A 21,525-nucleotide genomic window follows, 5' to 3' on the forward strand; every position below is an offset into this window, starting at 1 on the left:
TTAAATATATTGAAAATTAAATCTCAAAACAGTATTACTGTTAAACGATTTTAGAAATATGAAAATAAGAATCCTACTTAAATTTACTTTTTTAGTCATCTTTTGCAATAATTTATTATCTCAGGACTTATTTGATAAAAAGAAAATTTCGCTAAGTTTACAATGGGATTTAAAGGATTCCATAAGCACTGAAAATGGCTTATATAAAATCAATCAATACAAACCTGTATACTTTTTATTAGGGAATTTCACCAATAACATAAATCAAACACCTTTTAGTGATAACCCCATTAATACGGTTAGTTCTGCAATTCCATTAAATAATAAAGAACTTAAATTTCAAATTAGTTTTAAAATTAAGGTTATAAACAATCTATTTAATTTGAAGCGTGGTAGTAGTGGTGACTTATGGGTAGGTTATACACAAACGTCTCGCTGGCAGCTATACAATAGTAAACTATCTCGTCCTTTTCGTGAAACCAATTACGAACCGGAAGTAATGTATATAGTACCTACTAATTATTCCTTTTGGGGTATTAAAAGTGTTTTTGCTGGTATAGGTATCAATCATCAGAGTAATGGTCGTAGTAACCCTTCCTCTAGAAGTTGGAACAGAATTATTGCCCAAATTGCTTGGGAAACTAAAAACACAAGCATCATAATTCGTCCGTGGTGGCGCATAAAGGAAACTGCAGAGAACGATAACAACCCTGGTATTCAAAACTATATGGGTAGAGCTGAAATAATAGTAGCCTATGGAAAAGGCAAACATGACTTGAGTTTAATAACCCGTCATTCGTTACGTTTTGGTGATAGAAATAGAGGCAGTTTGCAATTAGATTATGGAATCCAGGTATTGGATAATCTTAAATTTCATACTCAGATATTTCATGGTTATGGAGAAAGTATGATCGACTTTAATCACAATCAATCCACCATCGGTTTTGGACTATCGTTGGTTGAATGGCGATAAAAAATATTAGAATCTTGTTATTTCACCTTATAAAAAAATTAAAATAAATTCATTCATATTGACAGAATTACATATTCTGAATTTTGTAATTACTAAGAATGTTAACAGGAATTAATTTTCTACTAATAGTTTTAAAAAACACTACTCCAAAGCTTTTTTATAATCCGTCAATAGTTTTTGTACTTTTTCATTCTCGTAAACTATCGGGTATAATTCCTTTAAAAGAACATTAGAATCAAAGTCGATTTTTAAAGCTGCTATTAAATGACTAAATCCATAGTTTTCTTTGTCTAAAACAAAAAACAACCCTGCCAATCTATATTCTATTTCTGCAAAGTTCTTATGGGTTTTCTGAGCTTTGAATAACACTAAAACGGCATCATTAAAATCGCCTAAAAAAGATAGCATATCGGTTAATGCTAGATAGATTTCTATGGCATCATCCTTTAAAGCCAGACATTTTTCAAAACCTATAACTGCTTCCTCAAAAAAGTGAAGCTTCACTTTTATTTCTGAATACCTTCTCCAATATAAAGAATTGCCTTCATCAATTTTTAATGCTTTAGAAATATAATAAGATGCTTTTTGATAATTGCCTTCGTTGTAATACAGATTAGTAAGTAAAATCCAACCTCTATCTAACAAAGGGTCTTCATGAACTGCTTTTTTATAATAAGAAATTGCAGCTTCATATTTTTGTAATCTTTCATAACACTCTCCTATTCTAACATAGGCAAATGCAGTTGGATCATCCAATTCTAAAGTAATTAAATAATTATCTATAGCTTCTTTATAACGTTTTAACTCTTCTAAAGTCTTAGCTTTTTCTAAATAGCCACCAATAAAAGATTCATCAATTAAAACCGCATAATCGAAAGAAGATAAAGCTTCTTTAAATTGCTCCAATATAAAATATTGTCTTCCTAATTGATGCCAAGCAACTTCACAATAAGGATTTATATCAACATAATTATTTAAATAATTAATAGCTGCTTCATGTTTTTTTTCCATATCAAAACAATACACAACGTTGTAAAGAGCAGAATAATCTTCATAATCTACTTCTAAACATTTTGCAAAATTTACACGTGCATTTTCAAAATTGTCTAAATACAAATATTCCATTCCTAATAAAGACCAAACATCGACTTTATCGTCTGTAAAAGTTAATGCTTTTTCTAAATTCATAAGTGCTTCTTTATGATTTCCCGATTTAGAACTGATGGCAGCTTTCTGTATAAAAACTTCCTCATTATTAGGTTCTAAATATTCAATTTTCCTAAGCAAAACAGAAGCCTTATCTATTTTATTTTCAAAAATATAAAGCTCTACTTGCAGTAATTTTAAATCTACAGATTGCGGGTGTTGATCTAGTCCAAGCTTCACTGCTTTTTTTGCTAGTGAGTGTTTGCCAACATCTAAATAATGTACAATAATCTCCTCAAACTCAACTAGGTCAAAAAAATACACGCTGTTGGTTTTTAGCATGGATTCAAATTTCGTTAAAGACATAACTTAAGTATTTGAATTATAAGATAAAAATACTACAACTCTTAAAGGACATTTTAAAAAGCTTTTTTTGTTTTTAACAATTTAATTAACAAGAAATCTTGCGTAAAAACTGCTAAATAGAAAATAACAACTGCTTATTTATAGTCTTAAATTTTGCATATACGTTTATTTACCCTAATTTTGATTTTCAATTACTATCAACTTAAATTTGATAGTTTTCTTATGAGCCGAAAAACCTTACTTAACTCAAAAGATATTGAAATTATTCTTCACAGATTAGCTTGTCAGTTAATTGAAAATCATAATGATTTTTCGAATACAGTATTTATAGGTTTGCAGCCTAGGGGTTCTTTTTTAGCGCACAGATTGGCCAATTTATTAAAAAACCACTACAACATTAAAGACTTAAAGTTAGGTTTGTTAGACATTACTTTTTACCGAGATGATTTTAGAAGAAGAGATGCACCTTTGGCTGCAACTTCAACTGAAATTGATTTTTTAATTGAGGATCAAAAAGTTGTAATTATTGATGATGTACTGTTTTCCGGAAGAAGTATAAGAGCCGCATTAACCGCAATTCAATCTTATGGAAGACCAGAAAATATTGAATTATTAGTTTTAATTGATAGACGATTTAGCAGACATTTACCTATCCAGCCTGACTATAGAGGTCGACAGGTAGACGCTATTAACGAAGAACGAGTTTTAGTTTCGTGGAAAGAGAATAACAAAAAAGACGCAGTTTATATAGAGCAAACATAGAATGGATAAATTAAGTGTAGAACATTTATTAGGCATAAAATATCTGAATCCAAATGATATTGATCTTATTTTTAAAACTGCAGATCATTTTAAAGAAGTTATAAACAGACCTATAAAAAAGGTTCCTTCTTTAAGGGATATAACAATTGCTAATTTATTTTTCGAAAACAGTACCAGAACAAAACTCTCTTTTGAACTAGCTGAAAAAAGACTTTCTGCTGATGTAATTAATTTTTCCGCTGGACAATCTTCAGTAAAAAAGGGAGAAACTTTAATAGACACTGTTAACAATATTTTATCTATGAAAGTAGATATTGTTGTTATGAGACATGGAAATGTTGGCGCGGGTGTTTTTTTATCAAAACATGTAGATGCAAAAATTATAAATGCTGGTGATGGCACGCACGAGCATCCTACACAAGCTTTATTAGATTCTTATTCTATACGAGAAAGATTAGGTTCTGTAAAAGGAAAAAAAATTGTTATTGTAGGTGATATCTTGCATTCAAGAGTTGCTTTATCAAACATATTTGCATTGCAACTGCAGGGAGCACAAGTAAAAGTTTGTGGCCCAACAACATTAATCCCTAAACATATTTCTAGCTTAGGTGTTGAAGTAGAAACTAATCTTAAAAAAGCTTTAGAATGGTGTGATGTTGCCAATGTTTTAAGGGTGCAACATGAAAGAATGGATATTAAATATTTTCCTTCAACAAGAGAATACACGCAACTTTTTGGTATCAATAAAGATATTTTAGATAACCTTGGCAAAAAAATTGTAATCATGCATCCTGGACCAATAAATAGAGGTGTTGAAATTACAAGTGATGTTGCAGATTCAAATGAATCAATCATTTTAAATCAAGTTGAAAATGGTGTGGCTGTAAGAATGGCTGTTATTTATTTGTTGGCCCAGCAAATTAAAAGGTAAATCGATGCTCATAGAAAAAAAAGAAAACTACAAACTTATTTATTCGGATGAAAATTCGTTTTCAAAATTTTATTCCTCTTTTCTAAAAAAAGAAAAAGAATTTGACAAAGAAAATTTAATAGTTCAAATATCTAATGAGATTAACATCACTAAAGAAGATTTTTTACTATTTCTAAGTATTGCAAAACAAAAAAAGGAAAATAGCACATCACTTGTCATTGTTTACAAGGATATAAATATTGATGATTTTCCTGAAGATTTTAATATTGTACCTACATTAGTTGAAGCAGAAGATATTATAGAAATGGAAGCAATTGAAAGAGAATTAGGATTCTAAAAAATGATAAGAAAATTACTTTCTGTTTTTACGTTAACAATTTTCTCAAATAGCTTTTCTAATGGAAAATCAATTGAAAACATATCGATTGCTTCAAATCTGTTTCATAATTCAACCAAAATCACTTGTAAATTTATTACCAATTCAAATATGAATTTTGCAGTAAAACACATTTTGAAAGTAACCGTTTTCAAGGATTTTTTAAGAACTGGAATATACCTGCAAAATAAAGAGATCATTATTTCTAAATTCCGTAATTAAATGAGTTTAAGCTTAACAATTCTAGGTTGTCATTCCGCAACTCCTCGTGTAAATGCATTTCCTACTGCCCAGTATTTAGAGATTAATAACAGTCATTTTTTAATTGATTGCGGTGAAGGTACTCAGCGTCAAATGAGAAAATATAAAGTTGGGTTTTCTAAAATTAACCACATATTTATTTCTCATTTACATGGAGACCACTTTTTTGGCTTAGTTGGTTTGCTATCTACTTATGGCATTTTAAGTAGAGAAAAAGAATTGCATATTTATGGACCAAAAGGCATCAAAGAAGTGACTCTTTTACAGTTGAAAATTTCACAATCTCATGCGCAATATCCTTTAATTTTTCACGAATTAACATCTAAAGAAAGCGAGCTTATTTTTGAAGATGATAAAGTCTCCGTCAGAACAATCCCTTTAAATCATAGAGTCTACACGAATGGATATTTATTTACCGAAAAAGAAAGACCTAGAAAATTGCACATGCAAAACATCAGCAATTATGAAGAAATTGATAAAGCTGATTACTTAAATATTAAAGCTGGTAAAGATGTTATTTTATCCTCTGGCGAAATGATACCAAACTCTGAATTAACATTACCTCGAGATAAAAACTTAAGTTTTGCTTTTTGCAGTGATACTAAATACAAACCAGATATCATTCCTATTATTAAAAATGTTGATTTATTGTATCATGAAGCTACTTTTTTATCTGACAGAGAAGATTTAGCAAAAAAAACAAAACATGCAACTTCTAAACAAGCAGCTCAAATTGCTAAGGATGCTGAAGTTGGTCAACTAATTATCGGTCATTATTCCGGCAGATATAAAGACATTTCTTTATTTCAAAAGGAAGCGAAGGAGATTTTTGAAAACACCAACTTAGCTGAGCCAGGAAAAATATTCAAAATTTAAGGGTTATTAAAATTGATAACCTAGACTTTATTTGTGTAGAAATTTTTAAACCAATTCAATTTGCAACTTTTTTAGTATTGATTTGTAGATAACAAAACCAGAGTGCATGCAATTTCAGCTTCAATATTATTTTCTTGCAATAGTTTTGTAAACTCCATGTTTTCTGTTCCAGGATTAAAAATTACTCTTTTAGGATTTAGATTGATTATATAATCGTAGTATTCTTCTTGCCTTTTAGGGTTGAGATATAAAGTAACTGTGCCTATATTATCATAATCTTGCTTTTTATCCTCAATAGTAACATTTAAAACTTTTCCTTTTCTTAGCCCTAAAGCTAAAGTTGGTAATTCTTTATCTACCAATCTTTTAATTGCAATGTTAGAATATCTATTAGGATTCGTAGATGCCCCAATAACTAATGTCACATTTTTCATATATTCAAAATAAATTAAAGAATGTTGATGATAGCAACATCATATTAAGACTTGTTTGTTTGTGAATTTTTGTTTCGGAATAAAAAATATTAAAGACCAATAAAAACTTTAAAACCTATCTAGGTTCTTGACCAATTATTTTCCTCTAAAAGTATTAAATGAAGAATAAGCTCTTTATCCATAAATAGCACTTCATTAATGTATTATAAAAAACAAATAGAGGAATGAAGCTATTGAGCCAGACCAAAAATTGTTATTAAAAAAATAGGGTATTAACCTCTTCTTCCCATTCTATTATTTCTCATTTCAACCATTTTCTCACGAACAGTCATAGTATAGTCACTTTTAGTAATTTCTGTTCCCTTACTAGGAGCTTCTATATCAGTGTTTTCTTCTTGATTTATAACAATCTCAGTGCATAACAAGGTAGTATTATCTACACTCACCTCTAAAATTAAACCCGGTAAGCCCCAATACTCAGCAGGACCTTGACTCACAGGTATTTGAGGAGTATACCATGCTTCCACCACCGTAAGTTTTTCCTCTATTTCTTTATCCTCGGAATCTTTATTTGTTTTAGGTCTTAAATCGCTCCAAGAAAAGTTATACCAACTTAATTCTGCCGATGGTACAAAAGCTTTTGCTCTATAACAAGTATACTGTCCTATTTTTTTAGTTTCGGTTCCCATACTCCATTCTACACGATATAAAGCATCTTTTACCAAAAACCGTTTACCATAGAACTCTTGGCTTTGAACTATTTTATTTTCTTTTATATTTTTATAATGGTCTCCCCTTGAGAAATAACCTCCCCAAGAATCTGTGGCACCAGAAATAGCATCTATTTTTTCTTCTTCTAAAAAAGTAGACTCTTGGTTATTAAAACTTAACACATAGGTCTTTTCTAATCTATTTTTAAGACGAGCTGCAACTTGTTTTTTCCGAGCTTCACTTAATTTCGCTCCCCAATTACCAAGTTCCATTTTTGATTTCGAAATATAAGTTGCATTTCCACTGAATTTTTGCGCATTTAAACACATTGTGAATAGTACAAAAAATAGGAAAAGCTTGTAAGTATTTGACTTCATGTTTAATATTTTTGTTTAGCTAAACTAATGAAATTTTAAACAAAAAAATTGATCTTGCTTACAATTTAACAATATTTTAAATTTATTATACAACTTTACCTTCACAAATTCTCTAGGGACTAAAAGTTAAAATTAAGTGTTTATATCTGTTCTTAAACTATAATTTAAACTCTTTTTGTAAGGTCCCCCCGAAAAAAAACCGTTTGAAAGACCCCTAATTTATGGATACTTTTTTTAGATTGTATTATTTCGAAAATTACCAACGAATCACTACAGAACCCCAGGTAAATCCACTTCCAAAAGCAGCTAAAAGTACCAAATCATTTTCTTTAATTTTGCCTTGTTCCCAGGCCTCGGTTAAAGCAATAATTACCGATGCAGCCGTTGTATTACCATATTTCATAATATTATTATGCACCTTATCATCTGTTAAGCTAAATTTCTTTTGAATGAATTGCGCAATACGTAAATTCGCTTGATGAGGAATTAACATATCTATATCTTCTTTCCCTAAATTATTCGCAGCTAAACCTTCTACAATTGCTTCAGAAAAGCGTGTAACAGCATGTTTAAAAACAAACTGTCCATTCATATAAGGATAATAAGAAACATCATCAGGATCGTTATTTTCTATAATTTCAGGCACCCATCGTTGTGTTGACGGTCCCTCTAATACGAGCTCTTTGGCATGTTTTCCTTCAAAATGTAAATGAGAAGATAAAATTCCTTTTCCTTTTTCTTCACATCTAGATAAAACTGCAGCTCCTGCTCCATCACCAAAAATAACAGTAACACCTCTACCTCTTGTCGATTTTTCCAAACCTCCAGAATGATTTTCAGAACCAATTACCAAAATATTTTTATACATTCCTGTTTTTATAAACTGGTCTGCCACAGACAAGGCATAAATAAAACCAGAACATTGGTTACGCACATCTAAAGCACCTATAGTGGGCATATCTAACATATCTTGCACTTGCACACCGCCTCCAGGAAAATACATATCAGGACTTAAAGTTGCAAACACAATAAAATCGATATCATCTTTAGTTAGGCCAGCTCTTTCGATAGCAATTCTAGATGCTTTTGCGCCCATAACTGCTGTGGTATCTCCAGATTTAGGATCAATCCAACGTCTTTCTTTAATTCCGGTTCTTTCTTGGATCCATTCGTCCGATGTTTCCATAAATTCCTTTAAATCATCGTTGGTAACCACATTATCTGGAACATAATAACCAAGGCCAGTTATTTTAGAATTGTACATATGTTGATGTTTTTATTTAATTCTTATTTATATTAAGCTAAAATAGGGATAAATTTGCATGTTTACAAAATGGCTAATTGTGGTAGCAAATCATAAACATAAAACAGAAATGTTAAGAGGTATTTAATTCTTTATGAGGAATTTTACTCATTGCATATTCCGATATTGCTGTGATAGATAATGAAGGATTTACTCCTGGATTTGCAGATATCATAGAACCATCACAAATCATCATGTTTTTGTAACCAAAAACATTACAATCTTTATCTATTACGCCAGATTCAATGTCATGCCCCATAACAGAACCTCCTAAAATATGAGCTGTTGTTGTTGTTCCTAATAGAACATCTGTAAAACTTGAATAAGGAATTCCCTTTATTTTTTCTCCAACTTTTTTCCCGAAAGTAATTGCCTCAGGAATAAAAGCATTTGGTTTTTCTCCATTCTTCGCAATTGTTTTCATTTTTGTAAACCTACCTCTTTTTATTTCCAGAGTGCTATCTAGGGTCTGCATAAAGAGTAGAACGGCAGTTTTCTGTGCGTATTTACTAGTAAAAAACGTTTTTAAAATATAAAAAGGTTTGGTTATTAAAACTCCTAAAACTCCTAAAATTCTAAATATTCCGTATTTCCCTTTCACCGTTGGTATGGTCATCAGTTTAAAAAAACCAGATCCTTTTGCATATCTAACGGGTTCTATATGAGTATTCTTATCTGTATGTAAAATAGAACCAATTGCGATTCCTTTGGAGTAATCTTTATCCTCATCTTTTGCAGATGTGATAGATAATAAAGATTCATTATTTGTTCTAATATCTTTACCAACAAAGTTTGATAAATTGGGTAAGGAAGTTTCTTTTAACTTCAATAATAAAGGAATCGTGCCCATAACTCCTCCCGAAAAAATAATCCCTTTTGCAGTAACACTTTCTTTCTTTTTTCTACCAATACTCGATTTATAACTTACATGGTATCCTTTCGAAGTATCACTACTATCTATAGCTTCAACATTAAAAACTTCTTTTTCTGCAATTATTTTAGCACCTAACTTTTGTGCTAAATACAAGTAGTTTTTATCTAATGTATTTTTAGCATTATATCTACAACCAGTCATACATGCACCACAATGTGTGCATCCTTTTCTATCGGGGCCTTTTCCATTAAAATAAGGGTCTTTAGCAGTTTTGCCTGGTTCCCCAAAAAACACCGCTACTTTTGCGGCTTCAAAATCATTTTCTTTCCCCAAGTCTTTTGCAATCTCTTTTATCAATATATCGGCGTCATGCAACTTTGGATTAACTGCAGCACCTAACATTTTATAAGCTGTTTTATAAAAAGGATTTAATATTTCTTGCCAAGAATTTAAACTTGCCCAACTACCTGTTTTAAAAAAATCTTCTTTAGGAATTGGTAAAGTGTTTGCATATGTTAGAGAACCACCACCAACTCCAACTCCAGAGAGCACAGTAACATGATTTAAAAATGTCATTTTAAAAATACCGTGCAAACCAAATTTAGGAAACCACATCCATTTTTTTAAATTCCAATTTGTTTTTGGAAAATCTTCTGCTCCAAACCATTTTCCTTTTTCGATGACTAAAACTTTATACCCTTTTTCAGATAAACGCAGCGCACTCACAGAACCTCCAAAACCACTTCCTACAATTACATAATCATACTCCAAATCTATCATAAAACAAGAACTACATTGCTAGATGATAAAAATAGCGAAAAATCAGTTGTAAAAATAATTTATGTCATCTTGTCATAATAAAATGTTTGGTATTTTTTTTGACTAAGGTTAATTCATAAATAATAAAGTCAAACAAAATATACATAAAATGGCAAAAGGAAATATCAATGTATCAGTAGAAAATATTTTTCCACTGATTAAAAAATTCTTGTATTCTGATCACGAAATCTTTTTACGTGAACTAATTTCTAACGGAACAGACGCAACTACAAAATTAAAGCACTTAATTTCTATAGGCGAAGCCAAAACAGAATTAGGTGATGCTAAGATTGAAATAAGCATAAATAAAGAAGCTAAAACCCTAACAATTAAAGATCAAGGACTAGGAATGACTGCAGATGAAGTTGAAAAATACATCAACCAAATTGCATTTTCTGGAGCTGAAGAATTTTTAGAAAAATATAAAGACGATAAAAACGAAACTGGTGTAATTGGTCATTTTGGTTTAGGATTTTACTCAGCTTTTATGGTTGCAGATAAAGTTGACTTAATTACAAAGTCTTTTAAAGATGAACCAGCAGCTCACTGGAATTGTGATGGCTCTCCAGAATATACTTTAGTTGAACACGACAAATCTGACAGAGGAACAGAAATCATTTTACATATTGCAGAAGATTCTTTAGAATTTTTAGAAGAAGGTAAAATTGAAGGTTTATTATCTAAGTACAATCGTTTTAATCAAGTACCAATTAAATTTGGAACTAAAGAAATTAACGATCCTGAATTTACCCCAGCAACTACTAAAGATGCAGAAGGTAAAGAAACTACCGAGCCGCATAAGCAAATTACTGTTGATAAGATCATCAACAACACAGAACCTGCCTGGACAAAAGCTCCTGCAGATTTAAACGATGAAGATTATAATAATTTCTACAGAGAATTGTATCCAATGCAATTTGAAGAGTCATTATTTCACATTCATTTAAATGTAGATTATCCTTTTAACTTAACAGGAATTTTATTCTTCCCTAAGTTAAGTCCTTCAATGGATATGCAAAAGGATAAGATTCAGTTGTATCAAAACCAAGTATATGTAACTGATAATGTTGAAGGAATTGTACCAGACTTTTTACAAATGTTAAAAGGTGTTATCGATTCTCCAGACATTCCATTAAACGTTTCTCGTTCAGGTTTGCAAGCAGATGGAGCTGTTAAGAAAATATCTGGTTACATTACTAAAAAAGTTGCTGATAAATTAAGTTCTTTATTCAAAAAAGACAGAGCAGATTTTGAAACAAAATGGAATGATATTAAAGTAATTATTGAATACGGAATGTTGTCTGAAGATAAATTCTTTGACAAAGCGAAGAAGTTTGCTTTGTACCCAACAGTATCAAATGCTTATTTTACGTTTGATGAATTGATTGAAAAAACAAAAGATACTCAAACGGATAAAGACGGAAATCAAGTTATTTTATATACTTCTAATAAAGAGGCACAACACAGTTATATTCAAGAGGCAACAGCAAAAGGGTATGAAGTGCTAATTTTAGACTCTCCAATTATTTCTCACTTAATGCAGAAATTAGAAGGTGGAGACGGAAAAGTGAAGTTTACTCGAATAGATTCTGATCATGTTGATAATTTAATTAAAAAAGACGAAAACGTAATTTCTAAATTATCTGATGAAGAAAAAGAAACTTTAAAGCCGATTATTGAAGGTGCTTTAGATTCTAAAACCTACACCGTTCAATTAGAAGCTATGGATTCTGCTTCTTCTCCATTTATGATTACTGTACCAGAATTTATGCGTAGAATGAAAGAAATGCAAGCTTCTGGTGGTGGAGGAATGATGGGAATGGGCAATTTCCCGGACATGTACAACTTGGTTGTAAATACAAACAGTCCATTAGTTTCTGACATTTTAAATAATAAAGATGAAGCAGCACAGAAACACTTAATCTCTCAGGCTTTTGATTTAGCAAAATTATCTCAAAACCTTTTACATGGAGAAGAGTTAACAAACTTTATTAAACGTTCTTACGAACTAATTAAATAGTAAAACCTTAATACGACAAACAGTGAGGCAATCTGTTGATTAAAAAATCTGACTACCATCTCACTCTTCTAAATATTAATTAAAAACCTCTTTATTTTCATAAAGAGGTTTTTTTATGGATTTTTTTTTAGTACGAAAGTAAGGCTGCACTTAACAAAATGTATCGTGGAGCAAGTATTAAAAAAGCGACTTAAAAGAACTAAGTTGTTTTTTTTTTGAAATCTAAACTAGATTTATTGAAAACATATCAAAAGTTCTAATCGTTTATTTTATCCAAATTTCTATGTCCTGGATTATCTTTATACCAATCTGAAAAATTGGCTCCTCCGGATTCAGCCCAAGTACTAAAAAAATTGTAAGCTTCTGTTATCGCCACTTTCTCTTTTGGAACTTTAAAATCATGAATAATACTTATTGCCCACGGAAATCCATTATCTGAAATAAAGTTACCATCAGAGTCTTTATTTACACCAATAAAATCAAGACTTTGAACACCTAAGTTAGTGATATTCTTATAGGGTAAATGAATTTCTTTTTCTCTTTCTTTATTTACTATAATAAATGGATTGAAAGGTGCAACACCCAAGTCAGCTGAGCTTATTGGCTGCGTAAACCTTATAGAAATAGTAGTTTCTGTTAGTATATTATCAACATCATCTGCTAAAATAATAACTGCATTATCTTGATTTGCCTCTGTACCATTTGCATTTACATTGATAAAGTTTTGTGTTAAAACAGGGCCAGTAACACTTTCGATTTGAGCTGGAGCTAAACCTTCAATTTCAAATCCAATTCCATTTGTATATCCAGCACCATTTGCTTTAATATTACAGACGAAATCTAATCCAACAGCTAAATTTTCAGCATTTAGAAATGCAATAGCTTGATAACTTAAAGCTGCATCATTAAAATCATAATCTCCTTTTGATGGCCATAAATCTTCGAAAGCAATTGTTCCTTTACCGTATTTACTTGGTGTAAAAAACTCAAAGGCAACCTCCGGATCTTCAGGATAAGCATCATCAGAATCTAAAATACCATCTCCATCGGTATCAGTTTGATCTATATTATCAGCATATACTCTAAAGGTTGTTAAATCGTTTATAGCTCTACCGAAGTCTGTATTATTAGCCGCATTTGCTCCATAATTGTATTTCCAACCACCGGTCTGAGTATCCATTATAATTAAATCTGAACTACTAGAATTGTCTGCTAACCATAACTCCTGGTTAGAATCAAAAGTCATAGACGTTGGTTTAAAAGGCAGGTTATCTGCACTTATTCTAGTACTTTGATAGTTATTACTTCCATCTAACTCTAAACGATATAAACCAGAAAATGAGCATAAAAATAGGGTACCATCTTCTGCAAAGGCCAAATCTCCTCCACTCGTATTATGAAGTCCAACAATATTCCAAGTATTTAAATTGGCTCCTGTGGAAGGATCAAACGTATAGAGTTTATCCGTTTTACTGAAATATAATAAACCATCAGTTACATTAAAATCTAATCTAGGGCCTCCTATTCCAAGATTTGCAACAGTTTCCCATGTATTATTCATTATTGAATATTTCATTAAGGGATGGGGACTACTTCTTCCTATTGAATACAATTCTTTCTTTTCTTGATCTATAGCACAAGTATAACTACCCATTGGCATACTAGACAAATCGGTAAGCGCTCCAGATAAAGGATCTACTTGAAATAATTGTCCAGATCCGTTTACACAATATAAATAATCAGTTACATTATTAGCTGATTTAGATTTTGTAGCGCTTTTACCTTCAGAAGAATTATAATTTACTTCTTGATTGACAATGTACTTAATTGATGAAGAAAAACCTTGTTGTTCACTTCTACGTATGTACACTTTATTGTAGAATTTAGGTAAGTTAATTGTTTGTTTTAAGACTCCGTTACTAGGTACACCAGAAAAAATTAACTTATCTAAAACATCTGATTTATAAACAGTTTCAGTGACTGTTTCACCAGATTCATTTTCAAAAGTTTCAGTTCCTGCATCATATAATTCCTCTGAATATGCGTAAACATCATATTTAGCATAGTTTAAATTATCTATTATATTAATAGTTACCTCGTGATGAGTACTAAAATCAAATCCGGTGGGTATCTCCAATTTATTTGAAGTTTCATCTATAACATCAATTTTATCTATTACATTAATCTCTTCTGGTGAGGAAAAATTACAACCATAAAGTAATAGTACCGTAAAACTAAAATTAAAAAAATTCCTAATTGCATTTTCCATTATATTGGGGTCTTAATATTATGTGAATAGTGATTAAATATTTATTTTATTCAATGATCTTTCGAACTAAACTGGTTTATAAATCAAACTTGTTAATGCGGTTCTGATCAATTACTGCATTAATTAAAGCTACAAATATACCGTTAGACAAAAACTTATATCACTAAAATTAGATAATATCATTTTAACTATCGTTTAATGAGACAAAGGTGAGGATGAAAGAAGTTAAAACTATTTTGTAAAACTGAATTATTATCCGAAGAGTCTAATTATTATATTTTAAAACTGGTTAAAATTAAATTTATTGAAAAGCATTTTTCTATTTTAATTAAGTTAAAATTTCATAAAAGGCATATCTAATTAATCTAACTATTTTAATGAAATTTCATTAATTTTAACCCAAAATTAAAGTATAAAATTTAATTTGTAGTCTAAAAATTCTATTCTATAAATGCCAAACCATCTGGCACCCTTCCTGTTCCAATCGTACTAATTAAAGTAAACGTTTTCATGTCAATGACTTCAATTTTATCTGCATTTGAATTCGCGACAAAAGCATACAATCCATTCGGATGCATCAAAATTCCAACAGGACGCGGCGTATGGTAGAGTACTTTTTCAAAAAGATTTTTTTTACCTGGAATACTTATTGTTTTAATTTGTTCTTTTAGATATCTATCAAACACTGAAATAGTACCATCCCTAGAATTAGGAACCATACAAATCTTACCATCAATAGAGAACTTAAGTCTTAAAGGCTCTTCTCCAGTAGCCAAAACATCTGTAATTTGGTAAGTCTCAGTATTAATAACAGAGATCGATTCTTTTTTATTATTCGTCACCCAAACTTCCTTTCCATCGGGTGTAATATCAATACCCTCCGTTCCTTTTCCACAAGGAATAATTTTAATAACCCTTTCTTCTTCAAGGTCAATAACGCTTACTGAACCAGAATTAATATTAGTCGCATACGCTATTGGTTTATGAGGGTCAAGAACCAGTAAATGACTCACCACTTGTTCTGTCGATATCCTTTTTTCAACAATACCAGTTTCTACATTCACCACTACTAAATCATTACCTCCATCAGTGACCACCCCAACATTATTAGAATTCGGAAAATCAACAATACCATGCGGTCTAATACTCTCTTCAAGATCAATAATTTTTTCTATTTTATTAGTTTTTGTATTGATTACCGATATACTTTTACCAACAATAGTCTGGTCTCCATAGTTTGTAATGACCACCCTTTCGTAATTATCTAATGCTGTAGCCTCATGCGGTAGCACTTCGATTGGAAATTCTGCAAGCTTTTCACCTTTAAACAAATCAAAAACGGTAATACTGCTACTAAGCTTATTTACAATGTATAATTTTCCATTCGTTTGAATTGTGTAAGAAGGTCTTCTTATTACAAAAAGTGATATCATGAATATTACTAACAAAATGACACTAACAAACACAAGCTGTTTTATTCTCTTCATCATTAATTTGAAAAATATTGTTTTAGAGCAAACTGACATGCTCTTGCGGTTATTGCCATATAAGTTAGTGATGGGTTTTGACTTCCTGAAGAGGTCATACAACTCCCGTCTGTTATAAATACATTTTTAACATCATGCATTTGATTGTGTTTATTTAAAACTGATGTTTTCGGGTCTTTACCCATTCTTGCCGTTCCCATTTCATGAACTGCTGAACCGGGAGCAGGACTTGTTCTATAACTTCCAACATTTTTAAATCCAGCTTTTCTCAACATTTCTTCACTAGATTTAGTCATATGTTCCATCATCGCTAATTCATTAGGGCCATATTCAAAATCAACCTTAACAAGAGGTAAACCCCACTGGTCTTTATTTTCATTATCTAAAGAAATCTTGTTATCATAATTAGGTAATGTTTCTCCACGACCACCTAAAGAAATTTTCCATTCTCCAGGTGTTGCCAATTGTTCTTTTAAGCCCACCCCTATTCCTGAAGTTGCTTTTGATTGCCAATTCTCTCTGTGTCCTTTTCCTTGAATACCATATCCCCTTATAAAATCAACGTCTTTAGTTTCATTCTTTAAATTTTGAAATCTTGGAATATAAATTGTACCAGGAGATTTCCCCTCGTAATATTTATCTTTCAATCCTTCATAAGTTCCAAAAGCACCCTCATTCACTACATGATCCATTAAATTATGACCCAATTGTCCGCTAGTATTTCCCAATCCATTTGGAAAAGAAGGTGAAGTAGAATTTAATAAAATGGCCGTAGTAGCAATTGTTGAAGCATTTAGGAAAATTACTTTCGCATAATAACGAATCTCTTCTTTCGTAATAGCATCAATTATTACAACGCCTATTGCTTTTTTTTGCAGGTCATCATAAATAACTTCTTTTACTACAGAATTTGCTCTCATGGTTAAATTACCGGTTTCATGAGCATCTAATAAGGTGGATGAATTACTACTAAAATAACCTCCAAAAGGACATCCTCTACTACATAAATTTCTATATTGACAAGGTCCTCTTCCTTTTTTAGCCTCCGTTAAATTAGCAACTCTACCATTAATTACAATACGATCTGAGTACTCCTTACTTACCGTTTCTTTTAAATGTTGTTCAATCGCATTCATAGGTATTGGAGGCAAAAAAATACCATCTGGCAACTGAGAAAGGGATTCAGAACTTCCACTAATTCCGACATAATCCTCAACATAATCGTACCATTTAGCTAAATCATTATATCTAATTGGCCAATCAACCCCATAACCATCGTTTTTATTTGCTTCAAAATCCATTTGAGAAAAGCGATAACTTTGTCGACCCCAAGTTAATGAACGGCCTCCTACCTGATAGCCTCTTATCCATTTATAAGGCTTAACTTGTACATAAGGATGTTCACTGTCCTTGACGAAAAAATGTTTGTTCCCAGCATCACTATGACTGCTTTGTATTGGTCTTTCCTCTAATTCTTTATTCGTTAAATGGGATCTATATTTGAAATCCCATGGATTTTTCCAAGCTGTGGGATAATCGACAATATGCGTTACATTTCGACCTCTTTCTAATACCAATGTTTTTAGGCCTCCTTGAGTCAGTTCTTTTGCGGCCCAACCACCACTTATACCCGAACCTACAACTATAGCATCAAAAGTATTTTCTTGTTTTTGATTTGTCATTGTTTAGTTTATTTTGTTGCCCAGGATTTCTGATTAGGACTTAACTCTGTAATAGCCTTATACCTGCCAGGAACGGGCAAGTATGTTAGGTGTTTTGTAGCTCCAATCGAAGAAGTGCAATAACCTTCTATAGTTAACGTTTTTATAATATTAAAAAAAGAACGACCAAGTAGCTTGTTACGAATTTTTGTAAATAGGCTGTTCGAACTTGAGTTGTTGTCTAAGTTTTCTACTTGTTTTATTTTTTGATCTATCGTACAGTTTTCAAAATTACGCCCGTAGGCATCCAAACAATGCTCTTGCAAATCCTTCAATCCATTTAAAAAATTATGATATTCTTTTTTGGAGGAGCAATCTTCCATATAATAGATTATATAATCCTGCACACCTGCTGACTTTGCACCTGGAGAAGCCGCAGTAGTAGGTATAATGACATCAACCAATTCTGAAATCACATCGAAATAAACTTTTATTTCTTCTTTATTTTTATTTAAGTCTTCTAAAAAATATTTGTAACCTCCAAAGGAAGCCAACCCAACTCCTGTAAAACCTAAAATACCTCCGAGAGCTTTTCTTCTATTCATCTATGCAGTCTTTAGTGATAAATACCCTTTTTGTACTTGGAAATTTAATGCTAGCCTAAACAAGACCAAAGTTATGCCAAAAACACAATTGAAATAAAGTGTTAAATATCAATTAATTAAAATCAATATTAATTATCAGATATTCCGAATATCGGAATTGTATTCCTAAAAACGGAACTGTAAGCTTTTAAAAAAATATTAAACTGCTCTTTTAGCCCTTTCCCAATTTACTGATTGTGATTTTTTTATATATCTAAAAAACCCTAATATCACGGAAAGATTCATTATAAAAAAATAATACGGAACAAATAAAGCTTTTACTCTTGTAGATCTATTTTCTAGGAACCAACCTAATAAAGCAGCACAATAAAACAAAACTTGTAGCCAAAATAAAACTGAATACAATCCGACATTAAACACTCCTACATTGTAAGATAATATAAATGAAACCGGAATTAACAAAACAAGGCAAAGTGGTGTTAAAGTCCATCTCAGAACACGGTGAGAAATATACTGAAAAGACAGTGTACCATATTTAAATACATTAAGCAAAGACCTAAGTCTTACAATGGCTTGAATTCCTCCTGCGGAAATTCTAACTTTACGTTTTAATTCTTCCTTCACATTTGCTGAGGCGGTTTCAATAGCGTAAGCTTCAGGATCGTATTGAATGGTATAGCCATCTTGAGCTACTCGCAGCGAGATAATGAAATCATCTAATAAGGTGTCTTTTTCAACATGTCGGTATAGTGGAGTTCTTATTGCAAATAGTTCTCCTGCCGCACCCACAACGGAATACAATTCGGCATCCCACTTTTTTAAAGCTGACTCGTATTTCCAATATAAACCCTCACCTGCTCCAGAGGCGACATCACTTTCTTTAGTTACTATTCGTTTTTCACCAGATACACAGCCTACTTTAGGATTACTAAATAAATTAACAATACGTCTAATCGATTCCTTTCCTAAATTGGTATTTGCGTCACTAAAAATAACGATCGGAGTTTTTACAAAATCCATACCTCTGTTCATCGCACCAATTTTACCATTGCGCTCGTCTAAATGATGCACAGTTGTATTTGGATAGCCTTTTAACAAATCTGGTGTGCCGTCGTCAGAACCATCAGTAACCCAAACAATGTTTATTTTTTCTTTAGGATATTCGAGTTCTAAACTATTTTTCATTTTGGCTGATACATAATCTTTTTCATTATAAGCCGTAATAAATAAGGTTACTTCTGGCTCATAAGATGGGTTTATTTCAACTTTATTTCCAATCTTAAAAAATCGTCTTATTTTAATAATGACAAATAATAAAATACCATAGCCTACATAAGTGTAAACAATAATAAATAATAATGACCAAAAAGTAATTTTTAATGTTTCCATAATATATTCTTAAGGTCTTTCCCACTTTTTAGTTTGGTGATTATATTGTCTTAATACTCTTGCAGGATTTCCACCAACCACAGAATAATCTGGGACATCTTTTGTAACGACACTTCCGGATGCAATTATGCAATGCGTACCAATGGTTAATCCTTGTATTATAACCGAATTACCTCCTATCCAAACATTATCTTTAACAACAGTTAAATCGGCAGTAACCCCTTGCAATTTTATAGGTCTATCAACGTCCATAAAATTGTGAGTCAATCCAGTAATTTGTGCACCGCTTCCAATTGTAACATAATTCCCCAGTGTTACCGGACCTACTAATTTTACTCTTGAAGTAACACTACTGAAATCTCCTATTACAATATCTCCCATACCATTATTTATGATAGAATAATCTTCAATAATTGTTCTATATCCAATCTGAAATTTTTTTGTAGGAATAAGGTCAAGTCTAGCCTTTCTTTTAATTATCGCTCCCCTTCCTTTTTTGATAATAAAAGGATAGCCTAATATCCTAAACCAAAGTCTAGGTCTTGTAGCATAAGAATGAACCATTAAGTAGTGTAAAATTTTCTTTAATTTTGGTTTGTCGTTTAACATTTTATTTTATTTTTTAAATTAATTAACTCTGTGGACTCCAATGCGTGTCCAATTTTTTTTATATTATTTTCCCATGAATGCGTAAGTGCGTATTCGCGTCTAGAATTCTCTAAAACTATAGAATTGGATTTATTCGCCTTCTCTATAAGCAATAAATAGTCCTCTTTTGTTTCTGCTAAAAAGACCCAGTCTTTAAAATATCCCATAGCAATTGTTTTAGTAGCAACTACTGGTTTTCCCATTGCTAAATACTCATCAATTTTCCTAGGATAGTTTCCTTTGGTGGTCTCATTCATCAACTGTGGGTTTATACACACATCAAACCCTTTAATATAATTAGGAAGATTAGTGCCTTCTTTTGCTCCTAAAAAATGAACATTATCATAACTATGCAGATTAGAATTAGCAAAAGTACTATCCTCTGGCCCAACAAGTACGATACTCCAATCTGCTCTACTCTTAGCTATAAACTCTAATAAATCTATATCTAACCTAATACTAGCCAAGTATCCAACATACCCAATAATTGGCCCTTTGATAGCGGTTAATTCTTTTGCCGTTATTATTTCTCGTAATTTAAAATCAAAGAGCGAAACATCGCATCCTTGCCCTACCATATGGCTATTAGTGTTAAAATTACGCGCATATTCCGTATAATATATAGAATTGGTAACCACTACGTCAGCGGCCTTAATTAGCAAAGCTTCATACCTTTTACCATGTAAATTCCAATATGAAAATGGACTATTAACTAAATTATCTCTAATATAATAGATAAATGAACTAGGATTCAAAAGAATTCTAAGTTGTTCTCCTAAAAACATTGAACTATCATTGAATAGAATGTAATCCTTAAATTCTAAATCTGTGAGCGCTCGCAGTATCTCTTTAAATAATTTTTTAGCATTGTATCGGGTTAATCGATCAAAAATAAAATTTTGTTTAATACGGTTTGTCGGCGCAAAAACAGTTTTAGGATTAAACTCCCATAAATTACTGGAAACCTGTTTAAGTCCATTCTCTTTGCCAAAAACAACTCGTTTTCTTTTCTCTAGCGGTTCTGATTTTTTTGCTTTAAAAAAGTCGATGATACTTAAAGGATTGTTTACATATATCACCCTATTATACTTTGCGAATTCCGTTGCAATATTTTTACAATTACTACCAATTTCTATATCCCATGCTTGCATGCCAATTATGACGATATCTTTACCTTTAATCATGATTTCTTATTTTTTAATGTTATCAATTCATTTTTTGATGTGATTTAAATGCT

The 21,525-nt window shown here is 31.3% G+C and carries 18 protein-coding genes; 6 read left to right on the forward strand and 12 right to left on the reverse strand.

All coding sequences use genetic code 11. From position 1 onward, the window contains the following. Positions 1 to 58: 58 nt before the first annotated feature. Positions 59 to 973, forward strand: a complete 915-nt coding sequence (locus BLT88_RS10815; RefSeq protein ID WP_091954739.1) for a phospholipase A — start codon at positions 59 to 61, stop codon at positions 971 to 973. Positions 974 to 1,114: 141 nt separating this feature from the next. On the opposite strand, the gene BLT88_RS10820 is transcribed toward BLT88_RS10815, so the two are convergent. Further along, entirely contained in the window at positions 1,115 to 2,485 is a 1,371-nt protein-coding gene (locus tag BLT88_RS10820; RefSeq protein ID WP_091954741.1) for a lipopolysaccharide assembly protein LapB, read from the reverse strand. Positions 2,486 to 2,707: 222 nt separating this feature from the next. On the opposite strand from BLT88_RS10820, the gene pyrR reads away from it, so the two are divergent. The 4 genes from pyrR to BLT88_RS10845 all read left to right on the forward strand — a co-directional run bounded on the left by pyrR (position 2,708) and on the right by BLT88_RS10845 (position 5,691). Continuing rightward, positions 2,708 to 3,247 (forward strand): bifunctional pyr operon transcriptional regulator/uracil phosphoribosyltransferase PyrR, encoded by a 540-nt coding sequence (pyrR, locus tag BLT88_RS10825; protein WP_091954742.1) that lies wholly within the window; start codon positions 2,708 to 2,710, stop codon positions 3,245 to 3,247. A 1-nt stretch (position 3,248) separates the two neighbouring features. Further along, positions 3,249 to 4,178 (forward strand): aspartate carbamoyltransferase catalytic subunit, encoded by a 930-nt coding sequence (locus BLT88_RS10830; protein ID WP_036783869.1) that lies wholly within the window; start codon positions 3,249 to 3,251, stop codon positions 4,176 to 4,178. A gap of 4 nt (positions 4,179 to 4,182) precedes the next feature. Beyond that, positions 4,183 to 4,515, forward strand: coding sequence for a hypothetical protein (locus BLT88_RS10835; RefSeq protein ID WP_091954744.1), 333 nt, complete (start codon positions 4,183 to 4,185; stop codon positions 4,513 to 4,515). Positions 4,516 to 4,776: 261 nt separating this feature from the next. After that, positions 4,777 to 5,691: a ribonuclease Z gene (locus BLT88_RS10845; RefSeq protein ID WP_091954746.1), complete on the forward strand. Its 915-nt coding sequence runs from the start codon at positions 4,777 to 4,779 to the stop codon at positions 5,689 to 5,691. A 71-nt stretch (positions 5,692 to 5,762) separates the two neighbouring features. On the opposite strand, the gene BLT88_RS10850 is transcribed toward BLT88_RS10845, so the two are convergent. From BLT88_RS10850 to BLT88_RS10865, 4 genes are all read right to left on the reverse strand, one after another. Further along, on the reverse strand, positions 5,763 to 6,125 hold the full coding sequence (locus BLT88_RS10850; protein WP_091954748.1) for a CoA-binding protein: 363 nt from the start codon (positions 6,123 to 6,125) through the stop codon (positions 5,763 to 5,765). Between the two features lie 272 nt (positions 6,126 to 6,397). Next, the gene (locus tag BLT88_RS10855; protein WP_091954749.1) at positions 6,398 to 7,213 is read right to left on the reverse strand and encodes a GLPGLI family protein; all 816 of its coding nucleotides are present in this window, start codon (positions 7,211 to 7,213) and stop codon (positions 6,398 to 6,400) included. Between the two features lie 256 nt (positions 7,214 to 7,469). Continuing rightward, positions 7,470 to 8,477, reverse strand: coding sequence for a 3-oxoacyl-ACP synthase III family protein (locus tag BLT88_RS10860; RefSeq protein ID WP_091954751.1), 1,008 nt, complete (start codon positions 8,475 to 8,477; stop codon positions 7,470 to 7,472). Between the two features lie 112 nt (positions 8,478 to 8,589). Beyond that, positions 8,590 to 10,170, reverse strand: coding sequence for a GMC oxidoreductase (locus BLT88_RS10865; RefSeq protein WP_231959983.1), 1,581 nt, complete (start codon positions 10,168 to 10,170; stop codon positions 8,590 to 8,592). Between the two features lie 148 nt (positions 10,171 to 10,318). Between BLT88_RS10865 and htpG the strand changes: the two genes are divergently transcribed. Continuing rightward, the gene (gene htpG, locus BLT88_RS10870) at positions 10,319 to 12,229 is read left to right on the forward strand and encodes a molecular chaperone HtpG (RefSeq protein ID WP_091954752.1); all 1,911 of its coding nucleotides are present in this window, start codon (positions 10,319 to 10,321) and stop codon (positions 12,227 to 12,229) included. A 256-nt stretch (positions 12,230 to 12,485) separates the two neighbouring features. On the opposite strand, the gene BLT88_RS10875 is transcribed toward htpG, so the two are convergent. The 7 genes from BLT88_RS10875 to BLT88_RS10905 form a co-directional block, all read right to left on the reverse strand. Next, a complete protein-coding gene (locus BLT88_RS10875; RefSeq protein WP_091954754.1) occupies positions 12,486 to 14,498 on the reverse strand; it encodes an LruC domain-containing protein in 2,013 nt (670 codons plus the stop codon). Between the two features lie 440 nt (positions 14,499 to 14,938). Further along, on the reverse strand, positions 14,939 to 15,988 hold the full coding sequence (locus BLT88_RS10880; RefSeq protein ID WP_231959984.1) for a cytochrome D1 domain-containing protein: 1,050 nt from the start codon (positions 15,986 to 15,988) through the stop codon (positions 14,939 to 14,941). After that, positions 15,988 to 17,667: a GMC oxidoreductase gene (locus tag BLT88_RS10885; RefSeq protein ID WP_091954755.1), complete on the reverse strand. Its 1,680-nt coding sequence runs from the start codon at positions 17,665 to 17,667 to the stop codon at positions 15,988 to 15,990. Before BLT88_RS10885 ends, BLT88_RS10880 begins: the two co-directional genes overlap by 1 nt. A gap of 8 nt (positions 17,668 to 17,675) precedes the next feature. Further along, positions 17,676 to 18,251: a gluconate 2-dehydrogenase subunit 3 family protein gene (locus BLT88_RS10890; protein ID WP_091954757.1), complete on the reverse strand. Its 576-nt coding sequence runs from the start codon at positions 18,249 to 18,251 to the stop codon at positions 17,676 to 17,678. 198 nt (positions 18,252 to 18,449) lie between these two features. Further along, on the reverse strand, positions 18,450 to 19,640 hold the full coding sequence (locus BLT88_RS10895; protein ID WP_091954758.1) for a glycosyltransferase family 2 protein: 1,191 nt from the start codon (positions 19,638 to 19,640) through the stop codon (positions 18,450 to 18,452). A 9-nt stretch (positions 19,641 to 19,649) separates the two neighbouring features. Next, complete coding sequence (locus tag BLT88_RS14405; RefSeq protein WP_091954760.1) at positions 19,650 to 20,249, reverse strand: DapH/DapD/GlmU-related protein; 600 nt, start codon at positions 20,247 to 20,249, stop codon at positions 19,650 to 19,652. Beyond that, positions 20,243 to 21,472, reverse strand: a complete 1,230-nt coding sequence (locus BLT88_RS10905) for a glycosyltransferase (protein WP_091954761.1) — start codon at positions 21,470 to 21,472, stop codon at positions 20,243 to 20,245. Before BLT88_RS10905 ends, BLT88_RS14405 begins: the two co-directional genes overlap by 7 nt. Positions 21,473 to 21,525: the final 53 nt, after the last annotated feature.

The organism is Polaribacter sp. Hel1_33_78 (assembly GCF_900106075.1).
Taxonomy (GTDB): Bacteria; Bacteroidota; Bacteroidia; order Flavobacteriales; family Flavobacteriaceae; genus Polaribacter.

What these genes read in the sequence shown, in the direction of transcription:
- BLT88_RS10815 (WP_091954739.1), top strand. Translation starts at nt 59, where the DNA reads ATGAAAATAAGAATCCTACTTAAATTTACTTTTTTAGTCATCTTTTGC.
- BLT88_RS10820 (WP_091954741.1), bottom strand. Translation starts at nt 2,485, where the DNA reads ATGTCTTTAACGAAATTTGAATCCATGCTAAAAACCAACAGCGTGTAT.
- pyrR (WP_091954742.1), top strand. Translation starts at nt 2,708, where the DNA reads ATGAGCCGAAAAACCTTACTTAACTCAAAAGATATTGAAATTATTCTT.
- BLT88_RS10830 (WP_036783869.1), top strand. Translation starts at nt 3,249, where the DNA reads ATGGATAAATTAAGTGTAGAACATTTATTAGGCATAAAATATCTGAAT.
- BLT88_RS10835 (WP_091954744.1), top strand. Translation starts at nt 4,183, where the DNA reads ATGCTCATAGAAAAAAAAGAAAACTACAAACTTATTTATTCGGATGAA.
- BLT88_RS10845 (WP_091954746.1), top strand. Translation starts at nt 4,777, where the DNA reads ATGAGTTTAAGCTTAACAATTCTAGGTTGTCATTCCGCAACTCCTCGT.
- BLT88_RS10850 (WP_091954748.1), bottom strand. Translation starts at nt 6,125, where the DNA reads ATGAAAAATGTGACATTAGTTATTGGGGCATCTACGAATCCTAATAGA.
- BLT88_RS10855 (WP_091954749.1), bottom strand. Translation starts at nt 7,213, where the DNA reads ATGAAGTCAAATACTTACAAGCTTTTCCTATTTTTTGTACTATTCACA.
- BLT88_RS10860 (WP_091954751.1), bottom strand. Translation starts at nt 8,477, where the DNA reads ATGTACAATTCTAAAATAACTGGCCTTGGTTATTATGTTCCAGATAAT.
- BLT88_RS10865 (WP_231959983.1), bottom strand. Translation starts at nt 10,170, where the DNA reads ATGATAGATTTGGAGTATGATTATGTAATTGTAGGAAGTGGTTTTGGA.
- htpG (WP_091954752.1), top strand. Translation starts at nt 10,319, where the DNA reads ATGGCAAAAGGAAATATCAATGTATCAGTAGAAAATATTTTTCCACTG.
- BLT88_RS10875 (WP_091954754.1), bottom strand. Translation starts at nt 14,498, where the DNA reads ATGGAAAATGCAATTAGGAATTTTTTTAATTTTAGTTTTACGGTACTA.
- BLT88_RS10880 (WP_231959984.1), bottom strand. Translation starts at nt 15,988, where the DNA reads ATGATGAAGAGAATAAAACAGCTTGTGTTTGTTAGTGTCATTTTGTTA.
- BLT88_RS10885 (WP_091954755.1), bottom strand. Translation starts at nt 17,667, where the DNA reads ATGACAAATCAAAAACAAGAAAATACTTTTGATGCTATAGTTGTAGGT.
- BLT88_RS10890 (WP_091954757.1), bottom strand. Translation starts at nt 18,251, where the DNA reads ATGAATAGAAGAAAAGCTCTCGGAGGTATTTTAGGTTTTACAGGAGTT.
- BLT88_RS10895 (WP_091954758.1), bottom strand. Translation starts at nt 19,640, where the DNA reads ATGGAAACATTAAAAATTACTTTTTGGTCATTATTATTTATTATTGTT.
- BLT88_RS14405 (WP_091954760.1), bottom strand. Translation starts at nt 20,249, where the DNA reads ATGTTAAACGACAAACCAAAATTAAAGAAAATTTTACACTACTTAATG.
- BLT88_RS10905 (WP_091954761.1), bottom strand. Translation starts at nt 21,472, where the DNA reads ATGATTAAAGGTAAAGATATCGTCATAATTGGCATGCAAGCATGGGAT.